Below are 26,349 nucleotides of genomic sequence, written 5' to 3'. Positions count from 1 at the left end.
GGGTGACGGGGGCGGCCGGGGACCCCGGACGCGGGGGTTACCGAAAGTTATCCACAGGTCGTGCACAAGTCTTGACGTGGCCGCGGAGCATTGTCACATTCATCAGTGTCAAGTTGCGGACGCTCCTCCGGCTGCTGTCCGGGGGCCCGGGCAGGCGGGACGGACGGTTGACGATGGCATCGGCAGTGGCTCGTGGACTCACCGAGGAATTGCGGGGGTTCAGGCAGGTGCAGCGCCTCGCGTACGAATGCGCGGAAGCGGTCGCCGCACAGCTGAGACCGGGGGTGACCGAGCGCGAGGCGGCGCGGATGCAGCGGGAGTGGCTGCGCGGGCGCGGCGTGCGGGACTGGTTCCACCTGCCCTTCGCGTGGTTCGGGGACCGGACGGCGTTCGTGGGGTTCCGGGTGCCGCTCCAGTTCTTCCCGACGGACCGCCGGCTGGAGCCGGGGATGCCCTTCATCCTCGACATGGCCCCGGTGCACGGCGGCTTCACCTCCGACATCGGCTATTCGGGCTGCCTGGGGCCCGATCCGCTGCACGACCGGATGATGTCGGATCTGCTCGCTCACCGGGAGCTGATCCTGCGCGAGGTGCGCGAGCGGCGCCCCCTGCGGGAGATCTACGAGGACGTGGACCGGCTCATGGCCCGCCAGGGCTACACCAACAGGCATCGCGCGTATCCCTTCGGGGTGATCGCGCACAAGGTGGACCGCGTACGGGAGCGCCGCTGGTCCCCGCATCTCTTCGGGTTCGGCACCCAGGCGTTGAAGGGGCTGGCGTCCGACGCCGTCCGGGGGCACCGGGAGGGCTGGTCACCGCTGTGGAGCCCGCACCGCTTCTCCGATCACCCGCCCCGGCCGGGCCTGTGGGCGGTCGAGCCCCACATCGGCTTCCGTGGCACCGGCGCGAAGTTCGAGGAGCTCCTGGTGGTCACCGACTCCCGGGATCCCGAGGAGAGCGCCTTCTGGCTCGACGACGATCTGCCGCATGTGCGGCGCGCGCAGGGGGAGATGGCCGCATGACCGGACACGGCACCGGACTCGAAGGCGCGCGGGAGCGCCGGGTCCGCACGGGCGGGATCGAGCTGTGCGTCGCCGAGCTGGGGGACGCCGAGCGGCCCACGGTGGTGCTGCTGCACGGCTATCCGGACAGCAAGGAGGTCTGGTCGGCGGTGGCCGGGCGGCTGCGGGACCGCTTCCACGTGGTGCTGTACGACGTACGGGGCTGCGGGCGCTCCACGGCGCCGCGGCCCCTACGGGGCGGGTTCACGCTGGAGAAGCTCACGGACGACTTCCTGGCGGTCGCGGACGCGGTGAGTCCGGACGCCCCCGTGCATGTGGTCGGGCACGACTGGGGGTCCGTGCAGGGCTGGGAGTTCGTGACCGTGCCGCGCGCCGAGGGCCGCATCGCCTCCTTCACCTCCGTCTCCGGACCGGGCCTCGACCACCTCGCCCTCTGGATCAGGAAGCGCGCCACCCGGCCGACCCCGCGCCGCGTGGCCCAGCTGCTCGGCCAAGGGGCCCGGTCCTGGTACGTATCGGCGCTGCACACCCCGGTCCTGCCCGAGGCGCTGATGCGGGGGCCGCTCATGAAGCAGTGGCCGAAGATCCTGGAGCGCTCGGAGAAGGTTCCCTCCGGCGCCTATCCGACGGCTTCGCTCCCCAAGGACGCCGCGCACGGCGCGTGGCTGTACCGCGACAACGTCCGGTCCCGCCTGCGCAGGCCGCGTACGGACGCCTACGCCCATGCGCCGGTGCAGCTGATCACCCCGACCGGCGACGCCTTCCTGTCCGTGCGGCTCTACGACGACCTGGACGAGTGGGCGCCGGGCCTCGTCCGGCACACCCTGGCCGCCAAACACTGGGTGCCGCGCACCCGGCCCGATCAACTCGCCGCCTGGATCGCCGAGTTCGTGACCGCCCACGAGCGGGGCGGCACGGAGGCGGTGGGCACCGCCGGGGCCCGGGGCGCGGGAGTGCGCGGGGCGCACAGGGCCGTGGACAACAGCCCCTACGCCCAGGCGTTCGGCGGCCGGCTGGTGCTGGTGACCGGCGCGGCCAGCGGCATCGGCCGGGCCACCGCGTTCGCCTTCGCGGAGGCGGGCGCGCGGGTCGTCGCGGTCGACCGGGACGCGGAGGGCGCCGCCCGCACGGCCGAGCTGGCACGGCTGCTCGGCGCACCCGGGGCCTGGGGCGAGTGCGCCGACGTCGCGGACGAACAGGCGATGGAGAAGCTGGCCGCGAAGGTCGCCGCCGAGTACGGCGTGGTGGACGTGCTGGTCAACAACGCAGGCATCGGCCTGGCAGGGCCGTTCATGGACACCTCCACGGAGGACTGGCGGAAGGTCCTCGACGTCAACCTGTGGGGCGTCATCCACGGCTGCCGGATCTTCGGCAGGCAGATGGCCGAGCGCGGCCAGGGCGGCCACATCGTCAACACCGCCTCCGCCGCGGCCTTCCAGCCCTCCAGGGCGCTCTCGGCCTACGGCACCTCCAAGGCGGCCGTGCTGATGCTCAGCCAGAGCCTCCGCGCCGAGCTGGCCGGACAGGGGATCGGGGTCACCGCGATCTGCCCCGGCCTGGTCAACACCAACATCACAGGGACCACACGCTTCACCGGTGTCCCGGAGGAGGAGCAGCAGCGCCTCCGGAAGAAGGCGACCCGGGCGTACGGCAGGCGCAACTACCCACCCGAGAAGGTCGCCGACGCCATCCTGCGCTCCGTCCTGCGCAATCAGGCCGTCGTCCCCGTGGCCCCCGAGGCGCACGGCGCCCACCTCATGTCCCGATTCGCACCGCGGGTGCTGCGCGCCATCGCGCGGATCGACCCACCGCTGTAGCGGAAGCCCGCAGAGGAGCAGAGATGAACCACGGTCACCCCGGCGGCCACCCGATAGCCCCGCGGCGCGTCGCCTTCGACTGGGACGAGACGCCACTGCACTGGATCCCGGACGAACCCACCGCCACCCATGTCATCAACGTCCTGCACCTGCTGCTGCCCGCCGGGGAGCGGTGGTTCGTCAAGGTGTTCAAGGAGGCCCTGCCGCTCGTGCGGGACGAGGCGCTCCTCAAGGACGTCAAGGGCTTCATGGGGCAGGAGGCCACGCACAGCGTCCAACACGCCTATGTGCTCGGCCACCTGGCCGGACAGGGCCTGGACACCGGGCCCTACACCCGGCACGTCGACTTCCTCTTCGACACGCTGCTCGGCGACCGGCCGCCGCTCGGCCTCCCGGTGTCCGACCGGGAGTGGCTGCGCTTCCGGCTCTCGCTGATCGCCGCCATCGAGCAGTTCACCGCCGTGCTGGGCAACTGGGTGCTGCAGGCCGAGGGCCTGGACCGGGCCGATCCCGACCCCGTGATGCTCGACCTGCTCCGCTGGCACGGCGCGGAGGAGGTCGAGCACCGCTCGGTGGCCTTCGACATGTACGAACACTGCGGAGGGGCCGAGGCCGGGCGCTACGCCCGCCGGGTCCTGGGCATGGCCTTCACCGCCCCCATGCTCTTCCACCTCTGGGGGTGGGGCACCACCTATCTGATGCGGCACGACCCCCAGCTCGCGGGAAGGCTGCGCTACTCGCTGCGCGAGCACAACAAGGCCGTGGCCAAGGGCCTGCTGCCCAGCTGGCGGGAGCTCGGATCGGCCGTGCCCCGATACCTGCGGCGGTCGTACCATCCCTCGCAGGAGGGATCGCTGCGCCGGGCCGTCGAGTATCTGGCGACCTCACCCGCGGCACGGTCCGCGGCGGGCGCGATCGGTCGTGCGGCCATCTCGTAAGGAGTGCCCCTGTGACCACGAAGCGCGTACGGAGGCCGAAGCGGGAGGCACAGCGGATGCCGGAACCCGAGCCGGTGCCGGGCCCGGGCCCGGGCCCGGCACCTGGACCGGTGACGCCTGAGCCGGCCCCCCGGCCGGCGTCCGGACGGGCCCACCCCGCGGCACGGCCCGGGCGGGCGCCCGGCGAGTACCGGATCGAGGATCTCGCCCACCGCAGCGGGGCCACCGTCCGCACGATCCGCGCCTACCAGGACCGCGGGCTGTTCCCCCGCCCCGAGCGGCGCGGCCGGGCCAACGTCTACGGGGAGGCCCATCTGGCCCGGCTCCACCAGATCGCCGGTCTCCTCGACCGCGGCTACACGCTGGCCAGCATCAAGGAACTCCTGGACGCCTGGGACGCGGGCCGTGGCCTCGGCGGGGTCCTGGGGCTGGTCGCCGAGGTCGACGGGCCCTGGTCCGACGAGCGGGCCGAACGGATCACGCGAGCGGCCCTGCACGAGCGGTTCGGCGGCGCCCAGGACGACGAGTCCGTCACCGAGGCCGTACGGCTGGGGGTGCTGGTGCCCCTCCCGGACGCGCCGGACGAGTTCCTCGTGCCGAGCCCCCGCGAACTGGCCGTCGCGGCCGAGCTCCACCTCGCCGGGGTGCCGCTGCCCGCCATCTCCGGCCATCTGCGCGAACTGCGCACCCACGTCGAGCACATCGCCGCGCGCTTCCTCGACTTCACCACCGAGCACGTCTTCGACCAGTTCCTGGACCATCCGCCGACCGACGAGGAAGCGGCCGAAGCAGCCGCTCTGGTCCGCCGGTTGCGACCGCTGGCCCAGCAGACCGTGGACGCGGAGCTGGCGCGGGCGATGCGGGAGTTGGCCACGCGCCATCTCCGCCACCGCCTGGGCGGGGACGCGGGGGGTGAGCTTCCGGTGGGTCCGGTCGGGGACGCCGCCGTCGTCGGCCTGGTGGATCTTTCCCTACCCCTCCCCTCCCCGAACCGGAACTCCGCCCCGGACCCCGGCTCCCAAGCTCTCCCGGCAGCCTCCCGCACACTCACCAGTGCGGCCCAACCTCCCTGCCAACCCCTTGAGTTGCCCGCGCGCACCCTCGAAGCCGTGCGGGAGCTCGTCGGGGCGGAGCATGTCGCGGCCTTCGTCGCCGCCGCCGCGGAGCGGGAGGTGCAGGCCCGGACCATGGACGCCCTGCTCCCCCGCGACTGAGGCCGCCGGCGTCAGCGGGCCATGAGCCGGGCGCGGACCCGGTCGGGGTAGCGAGCCGTGAACACCGCCGGCAGGACGAATCCGGCGACCTGGACCGGGATCGACACCCCGCTGCCGAGCCCGGCGGCCGAGACCCCGGCCAGGGCGAGGGCGGTCAGGGTGAAAGCACCGGCCCACACGGCGGTGATCACGACATTGATCCGGCGGAAGACCGGGCTGTCCCAGACCTCGGGCGGCGCCTGCCGCTTGGCTATCCCGGTGGTGAAGGGCCGCCCGACCATCAGCGTGGCCCAGGCGGTGAGGGCGAGCCAGCCCAGCGACAGGGCACCGCCGAAGTGCCGCAGCCCGCTGTGAGGGAGGGCGAAGGCCAGCGCCGTGAACGCGGCGAAGAAGAGGACCGTGCTGCGCTCCAGGATCAGCGACTCGCCGGCCACCCCCGCCTTGTGGTCCTTGAACAGCAGCACGGCACCCACGAGCAGCCCGGTGGCCGCGCCCCACTGCCAGCCGAAGGACGAGACGACCGCGAACGCGATCCAGGGAATGAAGCCACGCAGATAGTTCATGAAGATCCCCTCAGCCGATGCGGTGCACCCCCCGGTTGGCCGCCCAACCGATGTTCCAACTATGACATGTCACTAGTGGAAGGTCCAGCCTTGACGGGTCACTCCTGGAAGGTAGGGTGAAGTCATGAGCCTGAGACACGCGATGCTGGGCCTGCTGGCCAACCGGCCGGCCAGTGGGTACGACCTGATGAAGCGGTTCGAGACCTCTCTCAGCAGCGTCTGGCCTGCCACCCAGAGCCAGGTCTACGGCGAGCTGGGCAAGCTCACGAAGAGCGGCCTGCTGGAGGTCGCGGCGGAGGGCCCCCGGGGCCGCAAGGAATACGCCATCACCGAGGCGGGCCGCGCCGAGCTGCACCACTGGCTCACCGAGTCCGACCCGCCGCCTGCCCGCCGGAGCGACGCACTGCTGCGCGTCTTCTTCCTCAACCACCTCACGCCGCTGGAGGCGACGGCCTACCTCCTCGGCGAGGCGGACCGCGCCGCCGGGCAGCGCGGCGCGCTGGAGGAGCTGGAGAAGAAGATCGACTGGGGCGACGACCCCCTGTCGGTGAACGGGCGGCTGACCCTGGAGTACGGGCTGCGCTTCACCGCCATGCGCGAGGAGTGGGCCCGCTGGGCGGCCGGTGAGATCGGCGCCACGGACGGCAAGTGACGACCCGTCAGTTCAGTCCGGGCGCACCCCACACGGGGAACCACCGGGCCAGGTCCTCCTCGATCCGGAGGTCGTTCCCCAGCAGTGCCCGGACCTGGAGCTCCAGGCCGTTGTCCCGCTTGTCTCCCCCGCCCGGCACCGGAGCGAAGGGGTAGAAGGTGCCGCGCTTGTAGAGATAGACAAGGGCCAGCGAGCGCCCTCCCGCGTCCCGGAAGCCCAGCAGCGAGCAGAGCAGCTGCGGTCCGAAACCGCCTTCCTGGAGCAGGGTGTTGACGGCGTGCAGGTCATTGACCAGGCCCGCCACGTCGTCGGCCGGCTGCCGCGCGAGCAGCCACGTGTAGCCGTAGCCGTCCTGGCTGAACTCCACGGGCGCCCCGCCCCGCTCCGTATCGGCGTCCAGCAGCTCCCGCACGTCCTGCTGGAGCCGGGTGAACGCGCCGCCCTCCACGCTCGCGAAGCACACCGAGCCCAGCCCCGTCGGGGTGAAGCCGGCCCCGGCCTGGAGGGTGACGGCGGCGGACGGCAGCGCGAAGAGCTGGTCGAGGTCCGGGCGGACCGGCTTGCTGCGGCCGAGGATGGCATCCAGGAATCCCACGGGCGGAAGCTCCTTTTCCGGGGGCGTACGGCGCGCTCAGGCGCGGCCGAGCTGTGCCGAGATCCGGCCGAGCTGGTCCAGCCGCTGCTCCAGCGTCGGGTGCGAGGACAGCAGGCGGCTCATGCTGCCCTTGGAGAAGGCGGGCGCGAAGTAGAAGGCGTTGAACGGCTCGGCCTGCCGCAGATCGCGCGTCGGGATCTGCGCCATCTGCCCGGTGACCTTGGTGAGTGCCGACGCCAGCGCCGAGGGCCTGCCCGTCAGCAGGGCGCCCGCGCGGTCGGCGGACAGCTCGCGGTAGCGGGACAGCAGCCGCGTGAGCAGGAAGCTGATGGCATAGACGACCGCGCTGACCAGCGGGATCAGCACCATCAGGAGGGCGGTGTTCTGATCGCGGCCGCCCGCCCGGCGGAAGCCGCCCCACAGCCCGATGCGGGTGATGATCCCGGCCAGCACGCCCAGGAACGACGCGATGGTCATCACGGCCACGTCGCGGTGCGCGACATGGGAGAGCTCATGGGCGAGCACGCCCTCCAGCTCCTCGGGCTCCAGCCTGCGCAGCAGGCCGGTCGTCGCGCACACCAGGGCGTTCTTCTGGTTGCGCCCGGTGGCGAACGCGTTCGGCACGTCGCTGTCGGCGATGGCCACCCGCGGCTTGGGCATGTCCGCGAGCGCGCACAGCCGGTCGACGGCGCCGTGCAGCTCGGGCGCCTCCTGCGGGGTGACCTCGCGCGCGCCCATGCTGAAGGCGGCGATCCGGTCGCTGAACCAGAACTGGGCGATGAACATGCCGCCCGCGAGGATCAGGACGATCGGCCAGGCCCCGCGCAGCAGCACCACCAGCACGCCCACGAAGACGACGTAGAGCAGCCCGATGAAGAACATCGTGCTCACCATGCGGGTGGTCAGCCCCCGGTCGGGAGCGAATCGGGTCCGTGGCATGGGGTACCTCCAAGGCTCAGCGCGATGTGCGCCCCCAGTGAGTGCCTCTGCTCCCGATTCTCCTCCCTCACCAGCTGTGCGCGGGGTAAAGAAAGCGCGACGATCGCCACGGCCCGACCGACCGCCGCACCACGCTCAGGAGAGCTGCGCGAGCCCGTCCGTCGCGATCTTCTCGAAGACCGCGAGATCGGCGGCGAAGACCGAATCGGCGATCGGCCAGTGCACCACGATCTCGTCGATGCCCAGCTCGGCGTGCGAGCCCGCGAAGTCGACGAAGGCGTCGAAGGAGTCCAGCGGCCGGTCCGGGGTGAAGCCCGTGAGCATGATCTTGTGGAGGTCCGCGGGGTCGCGGTCGATCTCGGCGCAGGCCTTCCCGAGGCGCTGGATCTGCCCGGCGACGGCCGCCCGGGACTCCTCCGGCGTGCCCGTCTCGAACAGCTTCGGGTCCCCCGTGGTCACCCACGCCTGCCCGTGGCGGGCGGCGAGCCTGAGGCCGCGCGGGCCGGTGGCGGCCACGGCGAAGGGCAGCCGGGGCCGCTGCACACAGCCCGGGATGTTGCGCACCTCGGACGCGGAGTAGTGCTCCCCCTCGTACGAGACGACGTCCTGGGTCAGGAGCCGGTCCAGCAGCGGCACGAACTCGGCGAAGCGGTCGGCGCGCTCGCGCGGGGTCCACGGCTCCTGGCCGTCCTTGAGCAGCGCGGTGGCGTCGAAACCGGAGCCACCGGCGCCTATGCCCAGCGTGAGGCGCCCGCCGGAGATGTCGTCCAGGGAGATGAGCTCCTTGGCGAGCGTCACCGGGTGCCGGAAGTTGGGGGAGGTGACGAGCGTGCCGAGCCGCATCCGCGAGGTCACGGTCGCGGCCGCCGTCAGCGTCGGCACGGCGCCGAACCACGGCCCGTCCCGGAAGGTGCGCCACGAGAGGTGGTCGTAGGTGTAGGCGGTGTGGAAGCCCAGTTCCTCGGCTCGCTGCCACGTCTCACGGCCGCCCTCGGACCAGCGGCGGTCGGGAAGGATCACGGTGCTCAGTCGCATGCCACCGAGCCTAAGCGCTGGGTATGACAAAGACCCATGCCTCCGGCACGTGATCCGGCGTACGCGGCGGCCGCCGGTCACCGGTGCCCGGGCGGGCCCCCCGGCGCACGCCTGTGCGACACCTGCCGTCCGTGGACGAGAATGGAGCCGTGACTTCAGCTATCGAGCAGCCCGAGACCCCGGCAGTCCTCCGCCCAGCCGTCTTCCCCCGGCTGATCGCCACCGACCTCGACGGCACCCTCCTGCGCGACGACAAGACGGTCTCCGAGCGTACGGTCGCGGCCCTCGCCGCGGCCGAGGCGGCGGGCATCGAGGTCTTCTTCGTCACCGGGCGGCCGGCCCGGTGGATGGACGTCGTCCGTGACCATGTGCACGGCCACGGGCTGGCGATCTGCGCGAACGGCGCCGCCGTCGTCGACCTGCACGACGGCGCCCGCTTCGTCGAGGTCCGCCCGCTGGAGCGCACCGACGCCCTCGCCGTGGTGCACGCGCTGCGTGCCGCCGCCCCGGGCACCTCGTTCGCCGTGGAGCGCACCGAGGGCATCCACTACGAGCCCGCGTACCCGCCCTTCTTCCTCGATCCGGGCGCGGTCATCGGCCCCGCCGAGAAGCTGCTCGCCGAGGACGCCGGCTACACCGACCCCATCCTCAAGCTGCTCGCCCACCACCCCGAGCTGGAACCCGACGAGTTCCTGGCCGTCGCCCGGGAAGCGGGCGGCGCGCACGGCGAGTTCACCCGTTCCAGCCCGACCGCCCTGCTGGAGATAAGCGGCCTCGGGATCAGCAAGGCCAGTACGCTCGCCCGGTGTTGCGCCGAGCGCGGCATCGCGCCCGAGGAGGTCGTGGCGTTCGGCGACATGCCCAACGACCTGGAGATGCTCGACTGGGCCGGCACCGCGTACGCGATGGCCAACGCGCACCCCGAGGTCCTCGCCGCGACCGCGTGCCACACCGCCGCCAACACCGAAGACGGCGTCGCCGCGGTCATCGAGCAGCTCCTGCGCGCCCGCACCCCGTGAGCCCCGGCGGCGACCGCGCCACCGTGCCGTCGCCGCCTACACCCGCACGCCGTGCGCGTTCAGCCACTCCACCGGGTCGACCGCCGACCCGAACTCGGGCGTCGTGCGGATCTCGAAGTGCAGGTGCGGGCCGGTGGAGTTGCCCGTCGTCCCCGCCAGCCCGATCCACTGCCCGGCACGCACCTGCTGGCCCGGTGTGACCAGCGACGCCGACAGGTGCGCGTACTGCGAGTACCAGCCGCCTTCGTGCTGGACCACCAGGCTGATGCCGAAGGCGCCGCCGCACCCGGCGGCCACGACCGTCCCCGCGCCGACCGAGCGCACCGGTGTGCCGACGGGCACCGCGAAGTCCTGTCCCGTGTGACCGTTCGCCCAGTTCGCACCGGTGCCGCCGAAACCGGCCGAGAGCTCGTACGACACCACGGGCCGGGTCCACTCCTCGCGAGGATCCCCCGCCGCCCGCGCGGCGACGTCGCCGCCCCGTACGTCCTCCACGTCCAGCGGCTCGCAGCGGCCGCTCTCGACGGCCGTCTGGGACATGGCGTTCAACTGGTCCCGGGCGGCCGCGAGACGGGTCGTGAGCGAGTGCTGCGCCGCCTTCAGCCGCGCGCTGTCGCTCTCCAGCACGGGCCGGGACGCCGCCAGGGCCTGCCTCTCCGCGGCCAGCTTCCCGACCATGCGGCCGTCCTCGTCCAGCAGCCGCCCCAGCGCGGCCCTGCGGCGTACAGCGGGCTCCTGGCGCTCCAGCAGTTCGATCGGGTCCTCGACGTCCTCCGCGCCGTCCCCGATGGTGAAGCCACCGGTGCGGTACTGCGCGCGGGCGGCCGCTCCCGCGTCGTCGCGCAGTGCCGCCGTGACCACCTTGCGCCCCCGCAGCATCCGGTCGAGCTCCTCGGCCCGCGCCTTCTGCTCCCTGGCCGAGCGCTCCGCCCGCTCGTACCGCTGCTTGACGTCTCCCGCCTCCTCGGCGAGCCGGAACACCTCGGACGTGACACGGGTGATCCTGTGGGGGGTCCTGCCCGCCGCCGAAGCGCCGGAGCCGAACGGCGGCCAGACCAGCGCGCAGAGCGCGCACAGCACACAGAGCAAGCGGTCGATGGATATCCGCGGTCCGCGGGATATGCGGCCCGGACGGTACAGATGTCGCATGAACTCGATCGTGTCCCGCACCCCGGCCGCGCGCGCCCGCTGAAGGGCCGATCGGAGGACGCGGGAGCGCCACAGGGTGACCGCGGGAAGCCCGGACGCGCCTTCTACAAGGGCGCTTCCCACACCACCCGCGTACCGGCCCCGTCCTCCCCCAGCCCCGGCCCGTACGAGCTGGAGCCGCCCAGCGATTCGGCCCGCTTGGCGAGGTTGCGCAGCCCGCTGCGCCGCCCGCCCTCGGGGATGCCGACCCCGTCGTCGGCGACCGTGAGCCGCACCGCGTCCCTGCCGTCCGGCAGCCGGACCGTGGCGTCGACGACGACCTCCATGCGGGACGCCCGCGCGTGCCGGAAGGCGTTGGACAGCGCTTCACGCAGCGCGGCGACGAGGTTCTTGCCGGTGAGCTCGCCGACCTTCGCGTCGACCGGTCCGACGAAGTTCGCGGAAGGCTGGAAGCCGAGCGGGACGGCGGCCGTGCCGAGCTCCCTGAGCACCCGCGTGCGCAGTCCCGCCGGCGCCTCCGCGGGGCCCTGCTGGAGCGCGAAGATGGCCGTACGGATCTCCTGGATGGTCACGTCCAGCTGGTCGACGGCCTGGCCGACCTTCGTCCGCACGTCGGGCACCACGGCGTTGCGCTGCGCGCTCTCCAGCATCAGACCGGTGGCGAACAGCCGCTGGATCACCAGGTCGTGCAGATCCCTGGCGATCCGGTCGCGGTCCTCGTAGACGGCGAGCCGTTCCCGGTCGCGCTGCGCCTCGGCCAGGACGAGCGCGAGAGCGGCCTGCGCGGCGAACTGGGCGGCGAGCGTGCGCTCCGTCCCGGTGAACCTGCGCGCTCCACGCGCGCGTGGCGTCGCGAGCGTGCCGAGCACCCGGTCACCGCTCTTGAGCGGCAGCAGCATGCTCGGCCCGAAGCGGGGGGCCACCCCCGTGATCATGCGCGGGTCGGTGGCGGAGTCGTCGATGAACACCGGTTCGCCCGCGAGCAGATGGGACACGACGGGGCTGTGCGGCGGCATCACCGTACCCAGCAGCCCGGTGGGGTCGTCGGCGGAGACGGCCACCATCTCCAGCCCGCCCTCGCCGTCCGGCAGCAGCACGATGCCCGCCGCCGAGTCCGCGAGCCTGCGCGCCTGTTCGGCGACGACGGACAGGGCGTCCTCGGCGTCACTGGCGGACAGCAGGGCCGTGGTCACGGCCACCGAACCGTCGATCCAGCGCATCCGCTGGCGGCCCTCGTCGTACACGCGCGCGTTGCCGATCGCGATGCCCGCCTCGGTCGCGAGGATCTTCACCATGTTGAGGTCCGCGAGGCTGAACTCCCCGCCGTCGCGCTTCTCGGTGAGGTAGAGATTGCCGAAGATCTCCCCCTCCACCTGGATGGGCACCCCCAGGAAGTTGCGCATCGGCGGGTGTTCCGGCGGGAAGCCGGCCGACCGGGGGTCGGACGCCAGGTCGGAGAGCATCACCGGCGCGGGCGTGTGGATGAGCGCGCCCAGCAGCCCGTGGTGGCCGTCGGGCAGGGCCCCGATGCGCGCGTGCTGTTCCTCGGTGACCCCGTGGGTGATGAAGTCGGCCAGCCCTTCCCCGGTGGAGTCGATGACACCGATGGCGGCGTAGCGGGCGTCGGCCAGCTCGGCGGCGGTCTCGGCGATCCGGTCGAGCGTGGTGTGCAGTTCCAGGCCGGTGCCCACCGAACGCATGGCTTCGAGCAGCTGCGGCACGCGCGCGGTCAGCTCGATGGACATCCCCTGGAGGCTGCGGGTGGCCTCGGTGGCGATGGCCAGCGGGTCCATCGGGCGCTGCGCGTCCTCCGCCCCGCGCGCGTCCCGCGGCGCCGGTGCGCCGGCCGGGCCGGCGGGGTCCCGCGGGCCGGAGGGTTCTGCCGTGGCTGCCATACCCCTGAGACTAATAAGCACTATTTGTCATGGAAAGCGGCCACGAGTGGTATCTCGCCCCGAGTCGGCGGTCACCTGCCGGAGAGTGCCCCGGCGGCCACGGCCGCTCCTCCGTCCGCCCGGGAGTCCGCCCAGGCGTCCGCCACGCGCTCGCGCTCCAGCATCCGCCGGAACGGCCCGTCCGCCCCCGCCAGCTCCTCGTAGGCGCCCCGCTGCACGGTCCGCCCCCGCTCCAGCACGATCACCTCGTCGACCGCTTCAAGACCGGACAGCCGGTGGGTGATCAGCACGGTCGTACGGCCCTCGGTGGCCGACAGCAGATCGGCCGTCAACGCGTCGGCCGTCACCAGGTCGAGATGCTCGGCGGGCTCGTCCAGCACGATCACGGGGAAGTCGGCGAGCAGCGCGCGGGCCAGTGCGAGCCGCTGCCGCTGTCCGCCGGACATCCACGCCCCGTGCTCGCCGACCAGCGTGTCGAGCCCCTCCGGCAGGCCGTCGACCCACTCCAGCAACCGTGCGGACCGCAGAGCGGCGCACAGTTCGGCGTCGCTCGCCCCGGGCCGCGCGAGCCGCAGGTTCTCGCGCACCGAGCTGTCGAAGAGGTGGGCGTCCTGCGCGCACAGGCCGACCAGCCGCCGCACCGCGTCACCCGCCATGGGACCGGTGTCCCGGCCCGCGAGGGTGTACGTGCCGGACTCCGCGTCCAGGAAGCGCAGCAGCACCTGCGCGAGCGTCGTCTTGCCCGCCCCGGACCGGCCCACGACCGCCACCCGGCGGCCCCGCACGAGCTCCATGCCGAACCCCTCCAGAGCCGGTTCCGGCTGCCCCGGATGGCGCGCGACCAGCCCCGCCACCCGCAGCGGGAACGGGGACTCCGGCGCCCCTTCCGTCCCTTCCCGTACGGGCACGGGCGCGTCCAGCACCTCGTACACCCGCTCCGCGGACCGCCGTACGCGCTGCCGGTACTGCACGGCGAGCGGCAGTCCTGCCACCGCCTCGAACGCGGCCAGCGGCAGCAGCACCACCACCGCGAGCCACAGGCCCGCCATGCGTCCGTCGTGCACCGCGCCCACCCCCGCCCAGGCCGCGGCCGTCACGGTCAGGCCGCAGGCCAGGGCGGTCAGGCCGGAGCCGAGCGCGGTGGCGGCGGAGGCGCGGCGGGCGATCCCGGTGAGCGTGCCGTCCGCGGCGCGCAACCGCGCCAGTCGGGCGGGCAGGGCGCCCGCGACCGTCAGCTCCGCCGTGCCCGCCAGGACGTCGACGACCTGGGTCGACAACGCGCCGCGGGCGGGGGACAACTGCCGTTCCGCGCGCCGGGCGAACGCGCCGGACAGCGCGGGCACGGCCACTCCGGCGAACAGCAGACCGGCGGCGAGCAGCAGACCCGCCTCCGGCAGCAGCCACGCGGTGAAGGCGACCGAGGCGGCGCCCACGGCGACGGCCGATCCGACGGGCAGCAGCCAGCGCAGGAAATAGTCCTGAAGGGCGTCCACGTCCGCGACGAGCCGGGAGAGCAGGTCGCCCCGGCGGGTGTCCCTCAGCCCGGCGGGCGCCAGGCGCTCCAGGCGGCGGTAGACCGCGACCCGCAGGCCCGCGAGGGTGCGCAGCGCGGCGTCGTGGGAGACGAGGCGCTCGGCGTAGCGGAAGACGGCGCGTCCGATCCCGAACGCGCGGGTCGCGGTGACGGCCACCATCAGATAGAGCACGGGCGGATGTTGGGACGCGCGGGAGATGAGCCAGCCGGAGACGCCCATCAGGCCGACGGCGCTGCCGAGGGCCAGGGCGCCCAGCAGCAGCGAGAGGGCGAACCGCGCCCGCAGCGGCTTCCCGGCGGCCCGCACCCGGGCCAGCGCCCCCGCGCCGCGTACGGGCGCGGGATCGCCCGCGACGTCGTGCGCACCGGCGTCGTCCGCCGCCGCGCCCTGCCGCTCCGGGCGGGCGGCCAGGCCCGCAGGCACCGCCTGGCGCTCCACGGGCCGGGCGCCGAGCCGGATCACCCGGTCCGCGACCGCGAGCAGTGCCGGGCGGTGCACGACCAGCAGGACGGTCCGGCCCTCGGCCAGCCGCCGCACGGCCTCGACCACGGCCTCCTCGGTCTCGCCGTCCAGGTTCGCGGTGGGCTCGTCGAGGAGCAGGACGGGCCGGTCGGCGAGGAACGCCCGTGCCAGCGCGACGCGTTGCCGCTGCCCGGCCGAGAGCCCGGCGCCGTCCTCGCCGAGGCGGGTGTCAGTGCCGTGGTGCAGCATGGAGACGAAGTCGAGCGCACCGGCGGCGCGCAGTGCTTCCCGCACCTGCGCGTCCGTCGCGTCCGGCCGTGCCAGTCGTACGTTCTCGGCGACTGTCCCGGCGAAGACGTGGGGTCGTTGCGGGACCCAGGCCACCTGGTCCCGCCAGCTTTCGGGGGAGAGCGATGACAGGTCCGTACCGCCTACGAGCACCCGCCCGGCCGCCGGGCGCGCGAAGCCGAGCAGGACGTCCAGCAGGGTGGACTTCCCGGCGCCGCTCGGGCCCACGAGCGCGACCGTCTCCCCGGGCCGCACCTCGAACGACGTCTCGGGCAGGGAGGGTTCGGTCCGCCCCGCGTGCCGCACCACCAGCCCGTCGACCGTCAGAGTCGCATTCCGGGCGTCGGGGGCGGGCAGGGTGCCGGCCGGTGCGGGCTCGGTCTCCAGCACCGCGAAGACCTGGTCGGCGGCGGCCAGGCCCTCCGCCGCCGCGTGGTACTGCGCGCCGACCTGCCGCAGCGGGAGATACGCCTCGGGCGCCAGGACCAGCACCATCAGGCCCGTCTCCAGGTCGAGTTCGCCGTGGACGAGCCGCATGCCGATGCCCACCGCGACCAGTGCCACCGACAGCGTGGCCAGCAGCTCCAGCGCGAAGGAGGAGAGGAAGGCGATGCGCAGCGTCCGCAGCGTGGCCCGCCGGTAGTCGGAGGTGATCGCGCGGATCGACTCGGCCTGCGCCCTGGCCCGCCCGAAGACCTTGAGGGTGGGCAGCCCGGCGACGACGTCGAGGAAGTGGCCGGACAGCCGGGACAGCAACCGCCACTGCTTGTCCATCCGGGACTGGGTGGCCCAGCCGATGAGGATCATGAACAGGGGGATGAGCGGCAGCGTGAGGACGATGACGAGCGCGGAGAGCCAGTCCACGGTGACGATACGGGCGAGCACGGCCACCGGCACGACGACCGCGAGGCCGAGCTGGGGCAGGTAGCGGGCGAAGTAGTCGTCCAGCGCGTCGATTCCCCGCGTGGCGAGGGTGGCCAGCTCCCCGGTCCGCCCCACCTCCAGCCGGTCCGGCCCGAGGGCGGTTGCCCACGTCAGCAGCCGTGTGCGCAGCTCGGACTTCACGGCCGCGCTCGCGCGGTGCGCGGTCAGCTCGGTGAGCCAGCCGACGGCCGCCCGGCCCACGGCCACGGCGGCCAGCAGTGCCAGCGGCGCGGCCAGGTCACCGGTGGTCCGGCCGTGCCGGAAGGCGCCGGTCACCACCTCGGCGATCAGCATCGCCTGGGCGATGACCAGGCCGGCCCCCGCCAGCCCGAGGACGACGGAGGCGACCAGGAAGAGGCGGGTCGCGGAGGCGTACCTGAGCAGTCGGGGGTCGACGGGCTTCATGCGCGATCCGTCCTAGTGGGTGGCGGGTGCCGGGATGTGCTGGGTGCCGATCCGCTTGCGGAAGACCCAGTAGGTCCACGCCTGGTAGCCGATGATGAGGGGCGTCATGGGGACCGCGATCCACGTCATGATCTTCAGCGTGTACGGGCTGGAGGCGGCGTCGGCCACGGTGAGGCTCCAGGCCGGGTTGACCGAGGAGGGCATGACGTCGGGGAAGAGCGCGAGGAAGACCAGCGCGAAGGCCGCCGCGACGGTCACCCCGGAGAAGGCGAACGCCCAGCCCTCGCGCCCCGCGTGGTTCATCACCAGCGCCGCGCCCAGGGCGACGAGGGCGACGATCAGGGCGGCCAGGCTGCGCCCGTTGCCCGACTCGGCCTGGGTCCAGCCGAGGAAGGCCACGGCGAGGACGCCCGCGGTCATGCCGAGCGAGGTGGCGTAGGACCTGGCCCGGTGCCTGATCGGGCCCTCCGTCTTGAGGGCGGCGAAGACGGCGCCGTGGAAGGTGAAGAGCACGAGCGTGAGGAGGCCGCCCAGGAGGGCGTACGGGTTCAGCAGGTCGGTGACGGATCCGCTGAAGTTCTTGTCCGACCCGATCGGCACCCCGCGCACGAGGTTGGCGAAGGTGAGGCCCCACAGGAAGGCGGGCAGCAGCGAGCACCAGAAGATCGCGTGCTCCCAGTTGCGCTGCCAGCGCTCACCGGTGCGCTTGTGGCGGTACTCGAAGGCGACGCCGCGCACGATCAGGCAGACCAGGATGGCCAGGAACGGCAGGTAGAAGCCGCTGAACAGGGTGGCGTACCAGTCGGGGAAGGCCGCGAAGGTGGCGCCCGCCGCGGTGATCAGCCAGACCTCGTTGCCGTCCCAGACGGGGCCGATCGTGTTGATCAGCACCCGGCGCTCGGTGCGGTCCTTGGCCAGGCCCTTGGTCAGGACGCCGATGCCGAAGTCGAACCCCTCGAGGAAGAAGTAGCCGGTCCACAGGACGGCGATCAGCAGGAACCAGAAGTCGTGGAGGTGCATGGTTCGTTGTCTCCGTTCCGCCGCCGCGTCAGTACGCGAAGGTCATCGGCTTGTCGGCGTCCGCCGGCGGCTGTGCCCCGGCTCCCCCCGACGGCAGGCGCAGCCTCGGGTCCCGCGTGGGCGGCTTCTCGTCCGTGTCGGGCCCGGCCTTGGCGTACTTCACGAGCAGCTTGACCTCGACCACCGCCAGCACTCCGTACAGCAGGGTGAAGACGCCCATGGAGGTGAGGACTTCGGCCTGGCTCACGCCGGGGGAGACCGCGCTGCCGGTCTTCATCAGGCCGTAGACGGCCCACGGCTGACGGCCCATCTCGGTGAAGATCCAGCCGAAGGAGTTGGCGATGAGCGGGAAGCCCATGGTGAGCAGGCCGATGCGCCAGGACCAGGCGGTGAAGAAGGGGCTCATCTCCCGGGTGCGCGTGAGCATCAGGCGCGGCACCTCGTTGTCGCCCGTGCGGAACTCGGGTGCGAGCCAGAACTTCTTGCGGGTGGTCCACAGTCCGATGAGCGCGGCGACGAAGGAGGTCATCCCGAAGCCGATCATCAGCCGGAAGCCCCAGAAGGTCATGAAGATGCTGGGGATGTAGTCCTCCGGCTTGCCGCCGTACGCCGCGGCCTCCCGCGCCGCCACGTCGTTGATGCCGGGGACGGCCTCGGAGAAGTTGCTGTGGGCGAGGAAGGAGAGGATGCCAGGGACCTCTATCTCCACGCTGTTGTGGCCCTTGGTGACGTCGCCGACCGCGAAGACCGAGAAGGGCGCGGGCGCCTGGGTCTCCCACAGGGCCTCGGCGGCGGCCATCTTCATCGGCTGCTGCTCGAACATCACCTTGCCGAGGCTGTCACCGCTGAGGGCGGTGCCCAGACCGGCGATGACCGCGACCACCAGGCCGACGCGCAGCGAGGCCCGCATGGCGCCGACCTGCGTCCGCTGCTTCTCGCCGAGCTCCTCGCCCCGCAGCTGCTTGCGCTTGGCGCGCCACAGGTGGAAGGAGGCGATGCCGACCACGAAGGCGCCACCGGTGAGGAACGCCGCGGTGAGCGTGTGGAAGACGACGACAAGGGTGGTGTCCTGGGTCAGGACGGCCCAGATGTCGGTGAGCCTGGCCTTCCCGGTCGCCTTGTCTATCGCGTAGCCGATCGGGTGCTGCATCCAGGAGTTGGCCGCCAGGATGAAGTACGAGGAGAGCATCGTGCCGATGGCGACGATCCAGATGCACGCGCAGTGGATCTTCTTGGGCAGCTTGTCCCAGCCGAAGATCCACAGACCGATGAAGGTGGACTCGAAGAAGAAGGCCAGCAGCGCCTCCATCGCGAGCGGCGCCCCGAAGACATCTCCGACGAACCGCGAGTAGTCGGACCAGTTCATGCCGAACTGGAACTCCTGCACGATGCCGGTGACCACCCCCATCGCGATGTTGATCAGGAAGAGCTTTCCCCAGAACTTCGTCGCGTGGAAGTACTTGTCCTTGCCGGTACGGACCCAGGCCGTCTCCAGCCCGGCGGTGATCGCCGCGAGACTGATCGTGAGCGGGACGAAGAGAAAGTGGTAGACGGTGGTGATGCCGAACTGCCAGCGCGCCAGGGTCTCCGGCGCCAACGCGAGATTCACGCGGTCTCTCCTTGCCTCTTGCGTCACCGACGACTCATGCACCGGTGATATGCACCTTTCGCCCCAACGAAAGCGGGAGGTAAAGGGCATGCTTGTGAACGCGTTCACATTCACAAGCAATTATCACCCACAGGTTTTCTCGATCATCAAGGGGGTCCCCCCAGCCGCGGGACCGACGCTCTTCGGCCAAATACGGAACGCCCGCTTCGGCTCGCGCCGGACCCCGTTCGAGGCGTCACGCCGGCCCCGGGGCCGCACAACGGCGGACGGGCCGGGGCATGCAGTCCCTCCCGCACGTCCCGGCCCGTCCGTGGCCGAACAAGCTCCGGCGGCCCGTCAAAGGCCGCCGGAGAAACCGCTAGAGCTCCTTGCGGAACGCCCCCGCGACCTCCAGGAAGAGGTCGTTCGCCGCCGTCTCGCCGATCGTCGCGCGGACGCCCTCGCCCGGGAACGGCCGCACGACCACACCCGCCCGCTCGCACGCCGCCGCGAAGTCCGCCGTCCGCTCCCCCAGCCGCAGCCAGACGAAGTTGGCCTGCGCCTCCGGCACGGTCCAGCCCTGCCCGGTCAGCGCCTCGACCACCCGGGCCCGCTCCTCCACCAGCGCCTGCACCCGCTCCTGCAGCGCGTCCTCGCTCCGCAGCGAGGCGATCGCCGCCTCCTGCGCGATGTGGCTCACGCCGAACGGGACGGCGGTCTTGCGCAGCGCCGCCGCGACGGGCTCGTGCGCGACCGCGAAGCCGACGCGGAGCCCGGCCAGCCCGTACGCCTTGGAGAAGGTGCGCAGCACACAGACGTTGGGACGGTCCCGGTAGAGGTCGATGCCGTCGGGGACGTCCGCGTCACGGACGAACTCGATGTACGCCTCGTCCAGCACGACCAGCACGTCGGCGGGCACCCGGTCCAGGAAGGACTCCAGCTCGGCCCGGCGCACCACGGTGCCCGTGGGGTTGTTGGGGTTGCAGACAAAGATCAGCCGGGTCCGGTCGGTGATCGCGGCCAGCATGGCGTCGAGGTCGTGGACCTCGCCGTCCGTCAGCGGGACCTGCACCGGGGTGGCTCCGGAGACCTGGGTGATGATCGGGTACGCCTCGAACGACCGCCAGGCGTAGATCACCTCGTCACCGGGGCCCGAGGTGGCCTGCACCAGCTGCTGGGCGACGCCCACCGAGCCGGTGCCGGTCGCCAGGTGCGACACCGGCACGGAGAAACGGTCCGCCAGCTCGGCCATCAGCGCCGTGCAGGTCATGTCGGGGTAGCGGTTGATGGTGCCCGCCGCGTCGACCGCCTTCTCCAGCACGCCGGGCAGCGGCGGATAGGGGTTCTCGTTGGAGGACAGCTTGTACGCGACGGGGCCGCCCGCGGCGGCGGGCCTGCCCGGCTTGTAGGTCGGCACGCCGTCCAGGGCGGGGCGCAGCCTCGGGGTCTTCTCGGTCACCGCAGGTCCTCCTCGACATCCCGTGCGCTCGCACCCGCACGGGCAGGCCGCACACGAATAGCGGACATGAATACTGCACACCTTAAGAGGATTCACCGGGGCGGCGTCCAGAGCAGGGGGAGCGCCGCCGGAAGTTCCGCGCGCCGGTGGCGGGCGCCGTGGCGCGCATCACCCATGAAGGTGAGTTGAGACCTCTTCGAGACCTGACCCTTTCCCCTGGGGCGGATATGCCAGAGGCCAATGGTTCACCGTCTCCCCCCACAACTCTCTGCATTTCCATGGTCATTGGGCGGAATTGCACTTGCAGAAACGTGCCTGTCAACGGCCAAATATGGCGCCCTGCCAACGGACGACCCGAGCCCTACTATCGGCTCGCCATGACAGCACCAGGGAAGCATCAGGTGAGCCGGCCCACCGGACGCCGGCTGGGACGGGCGGGCATCCGGGACGTGGCCGCCGCCGCCGGGGTCTCGATCACGACCGTCTCCGACGCGCTCAACGGCAAGGGCCGGCTACCGGACGCGACCCGCCGCCATGTCCGCGAGGTCGCCGACCGGCTGGGCTACCGCCCGTCCGCCGCGGCCCGCACCCTCCGCACGGGCAAGTCGGGGCTCATCGGCCTGACCGTGACCACATACGGGGATGAACCTTTCACCTTCACCGAGTTCGCGTACTTCGCCGAGATGGCCAGGGCCGCCACCTCCGCGGCGCTGGCCCGCGGCTACGCCCTGGTCATCCTGCCCGCGACCTCGCGCCACGACGTGTGGTCCAACGTCGCGCTCGACGGCACCGTCGTCGTCGACCCCTCCGACCACGACCCGGTCGTCTCCGACCTGGTCCGGCAGGGCATCCCGGTGGTCTCCGACGGCCGCCCCGCGGGCTCGCTCCCGGTCACCGCGTGGGTCGACAACGACCACGAGGCCGCCGTCCTCGGCATCCTCGACCACCTCGCGGCGGCCGGCGCCCGCCGGATCGGCCTGCTGACGGGCACCACCACCGACACGTACACCCGCCTCTCCACCCATGCCTACCTGCACTGGTGCGAGCGGGTGGGCCAGGACCCGGTCTACGAGAAGTACCCCGCCCACGACCCCTGCGCCGGTGCCGTGGCCGCCGACCGGCTGCTCGCCCGCCCCGACCGGCCGGACGCCGTCTACGGCCTGTTCGACCCCAACGGCACGGACCTGCTCGCCGCCGCCCGCCGCTACGGCCTGCGCGTCCCCGACGACCTCCTGCTCGTCTGCTGCAGCGAGTCCACGGTCTACGCCGCCACGGAGCCGCCCGTCACCACCCTGTCCCTCAAGCCCCGGCGCATCGGCACGGCGGTCGTCCAGCTCCTCATCGACGCCATCGAAGGGCTCGACAGCGGGCAGCCGGTCGAGCAGGTGATACCGACGGAGCTGATCGTCCGGACCTCCTCGCAGCGCCGCCGGCCGCGCACCACGGTCAGCCCGCCGCGCGGCCCCGCCCCGGGCTGACCCCGCCCCGGGCTGACCCCGGGCCGGGCAGGCCCGCGGAGGGCCTCGGGGTCAACGCGCCGTTTCCGGGCCGCCACACCTTCGGCAAAGCCGCGAGGAGGGCGCGAGGGGCGCGGAGACCCATGGGCGAATGACTCAATTGGGGAGAAATGACCGGCGCGCGCACCCTCCCGCCCCGATTGACGGCCCCTGGTGCGTCACAAGGCGCGACGGTCATTCCTATGATGGGCGCACGACACCACGGACCGCCGTCGACCAGGCAAGGTCCACAAGGTGCACGGCGGCGCGATGGTGGAGGGGTCGATGACTCAGGGGGCCGGTCAGGGACCCGCGGCACGGACCACGGCGGCGATGCCGCCCTTCCCCGGGTATGCCGCGCCCCCTCCGCATGCCCCCACGCCTCCGTACGACCGGGCGGCCCCGCCCGTGCAGCCGCCGACGGCCGCCCCGGAGGGCTACACCCCCACCGAGCGCGACCTGCCCGTCATCGGCCAGGCCGTCCCCGACGACGTGCCGACCGTCGCGCTGACGCCCCTCACCGAGCACCACGCGGCCCCGCGCCCCGGCCTCGGGCCGCTCTTCGTCGTGGGCGACGTCCACGGCTACCTCGACCAGCTGCACGCCGCGCTGGAGGCCCAGGGGCTCATCGACGCGAACGGCAGCTGGTGCGCGGGCAACGCGCGCCTGTGGTTCCTCGGCGACTTCACCGACCGCGGCCCGGACGGCGTCGGCGTGATCGACCTCGTGATGCGGCTGTCCGCCGAGGCCGCGGCCGCCGGCGGCTACTGCAAGGCCCTCATGGGCAACCACGAGCTGCTGATCATCGGCGCCAAGCGGTTCGCCGACACGCCGGTCAACTCCGGTGCGGGCACCGCCTCCTTCCAGGCCGCGTGGCTGCTCAACGGCGGCCAGCGCACCGACATGGAGCGCCTGGAGGACCACCACCTCCAGTGGATGTCGCGGCTCGACGCGATGGCCGAGGAGGACGGGCACCTGCTCGTGCACTCCGACACCACCGCCTACCTCGAGTTCGGCGACTCCATCGAGGCCGTCAACGACGCCGTCACCGAGGCGCTCCAGCGCAACGACCCCGACGAGTGCTGGGACCTGTTCCGCAAGTTCACCAAGCGGTTCGCCTTCCGCGACGAGGCCGGGCCGATGGCCGTTCGCGAGCTGCTGGACACCTACGGCGGCCGCCGCCTCGTGCACGGCCACAGCCCGATTCCGTATCTGCTGGGCGAGGTCGGCACGGAGGACGCGGACGACGAGGACGGCGGCGCGCCCGCCGTCGACGGACCTCATCTGTACGCGGACGGGCTCGCGCTCGCGATGGACGGCGGGGTCACGATGGCCGGAAAACTGCTGGTGGTGCAACTTCCTCTGGGTGGGTGAGGGTTCAGCGGGTAAGCGCCCGGGCAGGTAGGGAGTTCCACCGGCGCGGGGCAATTCACGAAACACACTGTCACCGCGCGCCGGTACCGCTCTACCATCGGCTTATCCGTAGCAGGCTCTCCTCCGTTTCCGCCCACTGCCCGGTGTAAGCCGGCAAGAAGGCCCTACGGAGCATCGGGGGATGCACATGAACAGCGCTCCGCACCTGCTGGCCGAGGACCGCCCGGAATTCGAGCGGGTTCTCGACCAGGCGTTGCGTACCGCGGACCATGACCCGGAACTGGCCGCCGCGATAGGACAGCGGCTCAACGCAGAACAGCTGCGCACCATGGCGCTCAACGCCATGTCCGCCATCTCGGCATGCGCGACGACCGAATACCAGACCTACGTAAAGGCGCGCGACGCCGTGCGCGCGCTCTCCACGAGCGTGCACCCCCAGACCGTGAGCGCCGGGGGCGCGCACGGTGACGAAAACGCCCCCGATGGATTCGCCGCCTCGGACGGCGAGATCGTGGAGTCCTCCGGCGCGGGCGCGGGCGCGGTCCTCGCCGTGCTGGCCCCCGTTCTCGCCGGGATAGCCGCGCTGGTCTTCCTCTTCGTCGGCTATGTGCTGCGCACGGTCGGCACCGACCCGTCCGTCGCCGACTCGATGATCACCATCGGCTGGTGGTTCGCCGGGCTCACCGCCGCGGGCGCGCTCGTCGCCATGATCGGCATGGTGGTGACCGCCCTGCGCAACGGCGTCGGCGAGGGCAGCGACGCGCGGGGGATGGGCCTGAGCGAGGAGGCGGACCGGGCCGGGGAGGCCTGGCGGCAGGCGCTGCTCCACCGCGGCATACTGCCCTTCCTCCGCGAAGCACTGGCCAACGCCCCGGTCAACACGCCTTCCTCGTACGTCCCGAGGCAGCAGGAGAGCCACAGCCGCACCCCGCACCTGGGGTACTCCCGCCCCGGCTTCTCCAGCCCCGACAGCGAGTCCTCCCCGCACGTCCGCCCGCGCTACACCAGCCCCGACTTCACCAGCCCCGACTACGGCGGCCCGGATCACCGGCCGGAGTGAGCCACGGGCCGCCGTGCGCGACCTCGCGCCCGGTCCCCCGGGCCGGTCCGCGGACGAGGCCCCGACACCGGCCGGGGCCTCTCGGACCGCGCCGTCCGGCCGCTAGTCCGCGATCGGCAGATAGACGCGGTTGCCCGCCGCCGCGAACTCCTTGGACTTCTCCGCCATCCCCGCCTCGGGGTCGACGGCGAGGTCCCCGCCGTGCTCGCGGCGGATGTCCTGCGAGATCTTCATCGAGCAGAACTTGGGCCCGCACATCGAGCAGAAGTGCGCCGTCTTCGCCGGCTCCGCGGGCAGCGTCTCGTCGTGGAAGGCCCGTGCCGTGTCCGGGTCGAGCGCCAGGTTGAACTGGTCCTCCCAGCGGAACTCGAAGCGCGCGTCGGACAGCGCGTCGTCCCACTCCTGCGCGCCCGGGTGCCCCTTGGCGAGATCCGCCGCGTGGGCCGCGATCTTGTACGTGATCACACCGGTCTTGACGTCGTCGCGGTCCGGCAGGCCCAGGTGCTCCTTGGGCGTGACGTAGCAGAGCATCGCCGTGCCCCACCAGGCGATCATCGCCGCGCCGATCCCCGACGTGATGTGGTCGTACGCGGGCGCGACGTCGGTCGTCAGCGGGCCGAGCGTGTAGAACGGCGCCTCCTCGCAGATCTCCTGCTGGAGGTCGATGTTCTCCTTGATCTTGTGCATCGGGACATGGCCCGGGCCCTCGATCATCGTCTGGACGTTGTGCCGCTTGGCGATCGTGTTGAGCTCGCCGAGGGTCCTCAACTCGGCGAACTGCGCCTCGTCGTTGGCGTCCGCGATCGAGCCGGGGCGCAGCCCGTCACCGAGGGAGTACGTCACGTCGTACGAGGCGAGGATCTCGCAGAGCTCCTCGAAGTTCTCGTAGAGGAACGACTCCTTGTGGTGCGCCAGGCACCAGGCGGCCATGATCGAGCCGCCGCGCGAGACGATGCCGGTCTTGCGGCGGGCCGTCAGCGGGACGTAGCGCAGCAGCACGCCCGCGTGGACGGTCATGTAGTCCACGCCCTGCTCGGCCTGCTCGATGACCGTGTCCTTGTAGATCTCCCAGGTGAGCTCCTCGGCCTTGCCGTCGACCTTCTCCAGGGCCTGGTAGAGCGGCACGGTGCCGATCGGCACAGGGGAGTTGCGCAGCACCCACTCGCGGGTGGTGTGGATGTTGCGGCCGGTCGAGAGGTCCATGACCGTGTCGGCGCCCCAGCGGGTCGCCCAGGTCATCTTCTCGACCTCCTCCTCGATCGATGAGGTGACGGCCGAATTGCCGATGTTGGCGTTCACCTTCACCAGGAACTTCTTGCCGATGATCATCGGCTCGATCTCCGGGTGGTTCACATTGGCCGGGAGCACGGCCCGGCCCGCCGCGATCTCCTCGCGGACGGTCTCGGGGGAGACGTTCTCCCGGAGGGCGACGTACTCCATCTCCTCGGTGACCTCACCGCGGCGGGCGTACGCGAGCTGGGTCACCGCGGCGCCGGACCGGCCCCGGCGGGGCTGGCGCGGACGGCCGGGGAAGACCGCGTCGAGGTTCTTCAGCCCCCCGCGCGGAGAGGTGTGCTTGAGACCGTCGTCCTCGGGGCGCATCGGGCGTCCCGCGTACTCCTCGGTGTCGCCGCGGCCGATGATCCAGTGCTCCCGCAGCGGCTGGAGGCCACGGCGGACGTCCGTCTCGACGGCCGGGTCGGTGTACGGGCCTGAGGTGTCGTACAGCCGTACGTCCTGCCCGTTGGTGAGATGCACCCGCCGCACCGGAACCCTGAGGTCCGGCCGCGAGCCGGTCACGTAGTCCTTGTGCCAGCCGATCGGACCGGTTTCGGACGTGCGTGCATCCTGCGAGGTCATGAGACCAGAACTCCCTACGCCGGCATTACCCGGTAACAGG

General features: G+C 72.2%; 20 protein-coding genes. 9 read left to right on the top strand and 11 right to left on the bottom strand.

The features are described from left to right. Positions 1-173 precede the first annotated feature (173 nt). The 4 genes from DXZ73_RS22610 to DXZ73_RS22595 are packed head-to-tail and all read left to right on the top strand — an operon-like array spanning position 174 to position 4,991. Positions 174-1,022 carry a M24 family metallopeptidase gene (locus tag DXZ73_RS22610; protein ID WP_116212907.1) on the top strand — a complete coding sequence of 283 codons (849 nt, stop codon included), beginning with the start codon at positions 174-176 and terminating at the stop codon, positions 1,020-1,022. Continuing rightward, a complete protein-coding gene (locus tag DXZ73_RS22605; protein ID WP_116212906.1) occupies positions 1,019-2,839 on the top strand; it encodes an SDR family oxidoreductase in 1,821 nt (606 codons plus the stop codon). Before DXZ73_RS22610 ends, DXZ73_RS22605 begins: the two co-directional genes overlap by 4 nt. 23 nt (positions 2,840-2,862) lie before the next feature. Next, positions 2,863-3,777 (top strand): metal-dependent hydrolase, encoded by a 915-nt coding sequence (locus DXZ73_RS22600; protein ID WP_116212905.1) that lies wholly within the window; start codon positions 2,863-2,865, stop codon positions 3,775-3,777. 11 nt (positions 3,778-3,788) lie between these two features. Beyond that, the gene (locus DXZ73_RS22595; protein WP_425315856.1) at positions 3,789-4,991 is read left to right on the top strand and encodes a MerR family transcriptional regulator; all 1,203 of its coding nucleotides are present in this window, start codon (positions 3,789-3,791) and stop codon (positions 4,989-4,991) included. 11 nt (positions 4,992-5,002) lie between these two features. Here DXZ73_RS22595 and DXZ73_RS22590 read toward each other — a convergent pair whose 3' ends face one another. Continuing rightward, positions 5,003-5,554, bottom strand: a complete 552-nt coding sequence (locus tag DXZ73_RS22590) for a hypothetical protein (RefSeq protein ID WP_116212904.1) — start codon at positions 5,552-5,554, stop codon at positions 5,003-5,005. Between the two features lie 124 nt (positions 5,555-5,678). On the opposite strand from DXZ73_RS22590, the gene DXZ73_RS22585 reads away from it, so the two are divergent. Further along, on the top strand, positions 5,679-6,206 hold the full coding sequence (locus DXZ73_RS22585) for a PadR family transcriptional regulator (protein ID WP_116212903.1): 528 nt from the start codon (positions 5,679-5,681) through the stop codon (positions 6,204-6,206). A 7-nt stretch (positions 6,207-6,213) separates the two neighbouring features. Here DXZ73_RS22585 and pspAB read toward each other — a convergent pair whose 3' ends face one another. The 3 genes from pspAB to DXZ73_RS22570 all read right to left on the bottom strand — a co-directional run bounded on the left by pspAB (position 6,214) and on the right by DXZ73_RS22570 (position 8,775). Then, on the bottom strand, positions 6,214-6,801 hold the full coding sequence (gene pspAB / locus DXZ73_RS22580; RefSeq protein ID WP_116212902.1) for a PspA-associated protein PspAB: 588 nt from the start codon (positions 6,799-6,801) through the stop codon (positions 6,214-6,216). 36 nt (positions 6,802-6,837) lie between these two features. Next, positions 6,838-7,740: a zinc metalloprotease HtpX gene (gene htpX / locus DXZ73_RS22575; RefSeq protein ID WP_116212901.1), complete on the bottom strand. Its 903-nt coding sequence runs from the start codon at positions 7,738-7,740 to the stop codon at positions 6,838-6,840. A 135-nt stretch (positions 7,741-7,875) separates the two neighbouring features. After that, entirely contained in the window at positions 7,876-8,775 is a 900-nt protein-coding gene (locus DXZ73_RS22570) for an LLM class flavin-dependent oxidoreductase (protein WP_116212900.1), read from the bottom strand. 149 nt (positions 8,776-8,924) lie between these two features. On the opposite strand from DXZ73_RS22570, the gene DXZ73_RS22565 reads away from it, so the two are divergent. Next, the gene (locus tag DXZ73_RS22565; RefSeq protein ID WP_116212899.1) at positions 8,925-9,794 is read left to right on the top strand and encodes a Cof-type HAD-IIB family hydrolase; all 870 of its coding nucleotides are present in this window, start codon (positions 8,925-8,927) and stop codon (positions 9,792-9,794) included. Positions 9,795-9,830: 36 nt separating this feature from the next. Here the strand turns inward: DXZ73_RS22565 and DXZ73_RS40110 are convergent, their stop codons facing one another. The 6 genes from DXZ73_RS40110 to hisC form a co-directional block, all read right to left on the bottom strand. Beyond that, complete coding sequence (locus tag DXZ73_RS40110) at positions 9,831-10,943, bottom strand: M23 family metallopeptidase (protein ID WP_275898585.1); 1,113 nt, start codon at positions 10,941-10,943, stop codon at positions 9,831-9,833. A gap of 104 nt (positions 10,944-11,047) precedes the next feature. Continuing rightward, the gene (locus DXZ73_RS22555; protein ID WP_116215773.1) at positions 11,048-12,736 is read right to left on the bottom strand and encodes a GAF domain-containing sensor histidine kinase; all 1,689 of its coding nucleotides are present in this window, start codon (positions 12,734-12,736) and stop codon (positions 11,048-11,050) included. 173 nt (positions 12,737-12,909) lie between these two features. Further along, on the bottom strand, positions 12,910-16,452 hold the full coding sequence (gene cydD, locus DXZ73_RS22550) for a thiol reductant ABC exporter subunit CydD (RefSeq protein WP_116212897.1): 3,543 nt from the start codon (positions 16,450-16,452) through the stop codon (positions 12,910-12,912). Positions 16,453-16,464: 12 nt separating this feature from the next. Further along, positions 16,465-17,472, bottom strand: coding sequence for a cytochrome d ubiquinol oxidase subunit II (cydB, locus tag DXZ73_RS22545; RefSeq protein WP_116212896.1), 1,008 nt, complete (start codon positions 17,470-17,472; stop codon positions 16,465-16,467). 28 nt (positions 17,473-17,500) lie between these two features. Then, positions 17,501-19,081, bottom strand: a complete 1,581-nt coding sequence (locus DXZ73_RS22540; RefSeq protein ID WP_116212895.1) for a cytochrome ubiquinol oxidase subunit I — start codon at positions 19,079-19,081, stop codon at positions 17,501-17,503. A gap of 358 nt (positions 19,082-19,439) precedes the next feature. Continuing rightward, positions 19,440-20,519, bottom strand: coding sequence for a histidinol-phosphate transaminase (hisC, locus tag DXZ73_RS22535; protein WP_116212894.1), 1,080 nt, complete (start codon positions 20,517-20,519; stop codon positions 19,440-19,442). 377 nt (positions 20,520-20,896) lie between these two features. On the opposite strand from hisC, the gene DXZ73_RS22530 reads away from it, so the two are divergent. The 3 genes from DXZ73_RS22530 (at position 20,897) to DXZ73_RS22520 (ending at position 24,449) form a co-directional block, all read left to right on the top strand. Continuing rightward, positions 20,897-21,997 (top strand): LacI family DNA-binding transcriptional regulator, encoded by a 1,101-nt coding sequence (locus DXZ73_RS22530; protein WP_116212893.1) that lies wholly within the window; start codon positions 20,897-20,899, stop codon positions 21,995-21,997. Between the two features lie 288 nt (positions 21,998-22,285). Further along, entirely contained in the window at positions 22,286-23,389 is a 1,104-nt protein-coding gene (locus DXZ73_RS22525) for a metallophosphoesterase (protein ID WP_116212892.1), read from the top strand. 181 nt (positions 23,390-23,570) lie between these two features. Next, positions 23,571-24,449, top strand: a complete 879-nt coding sequence (locus DXZ73_RS22520; RefSeq protein WP_116212891.1) for a hypothetical protein — start codon at positions 23,571-23,573, stop codon at positions 24,447-24,449. Between the two features lie 102 nt (positions 24,450-24,551). Here the strand turns inward: DXZ73_RS22520 and thiC are convergent, their stop codons facing one another. Then, complete coding sequence (thiC, locus tag DXZ73_RS22515; RefSeq protein ID WP_116212890.1) at positions 24,552-26,309, bottom strand: phosphomethylpyrimidine synthase ThiC; 1,758 nt, start codon at positions 26,307-26,309, stop codon at positions 24,552-24,554. Positions 26,310-26,349: the final 40 nt, after the last annotated feature.

The sequence above is a fragment of the Streptoverticillium olivoreticuli subsp. olivoreticuli genome (genome assembly GCF_003391135.1).
Classification (GTDB): domain Bacteria; phylum Actinomycetota; class Actinomycetes; order Streptomycetales; family Streptomycetaceae; genus Streptomyces; species Streptomyces blastmyceticus.
The sequence above is the reverse complement of the archived record's forward strand: the minus strand, read 5'-3'. Positions and strand labels throughout refer to the sequence as shown.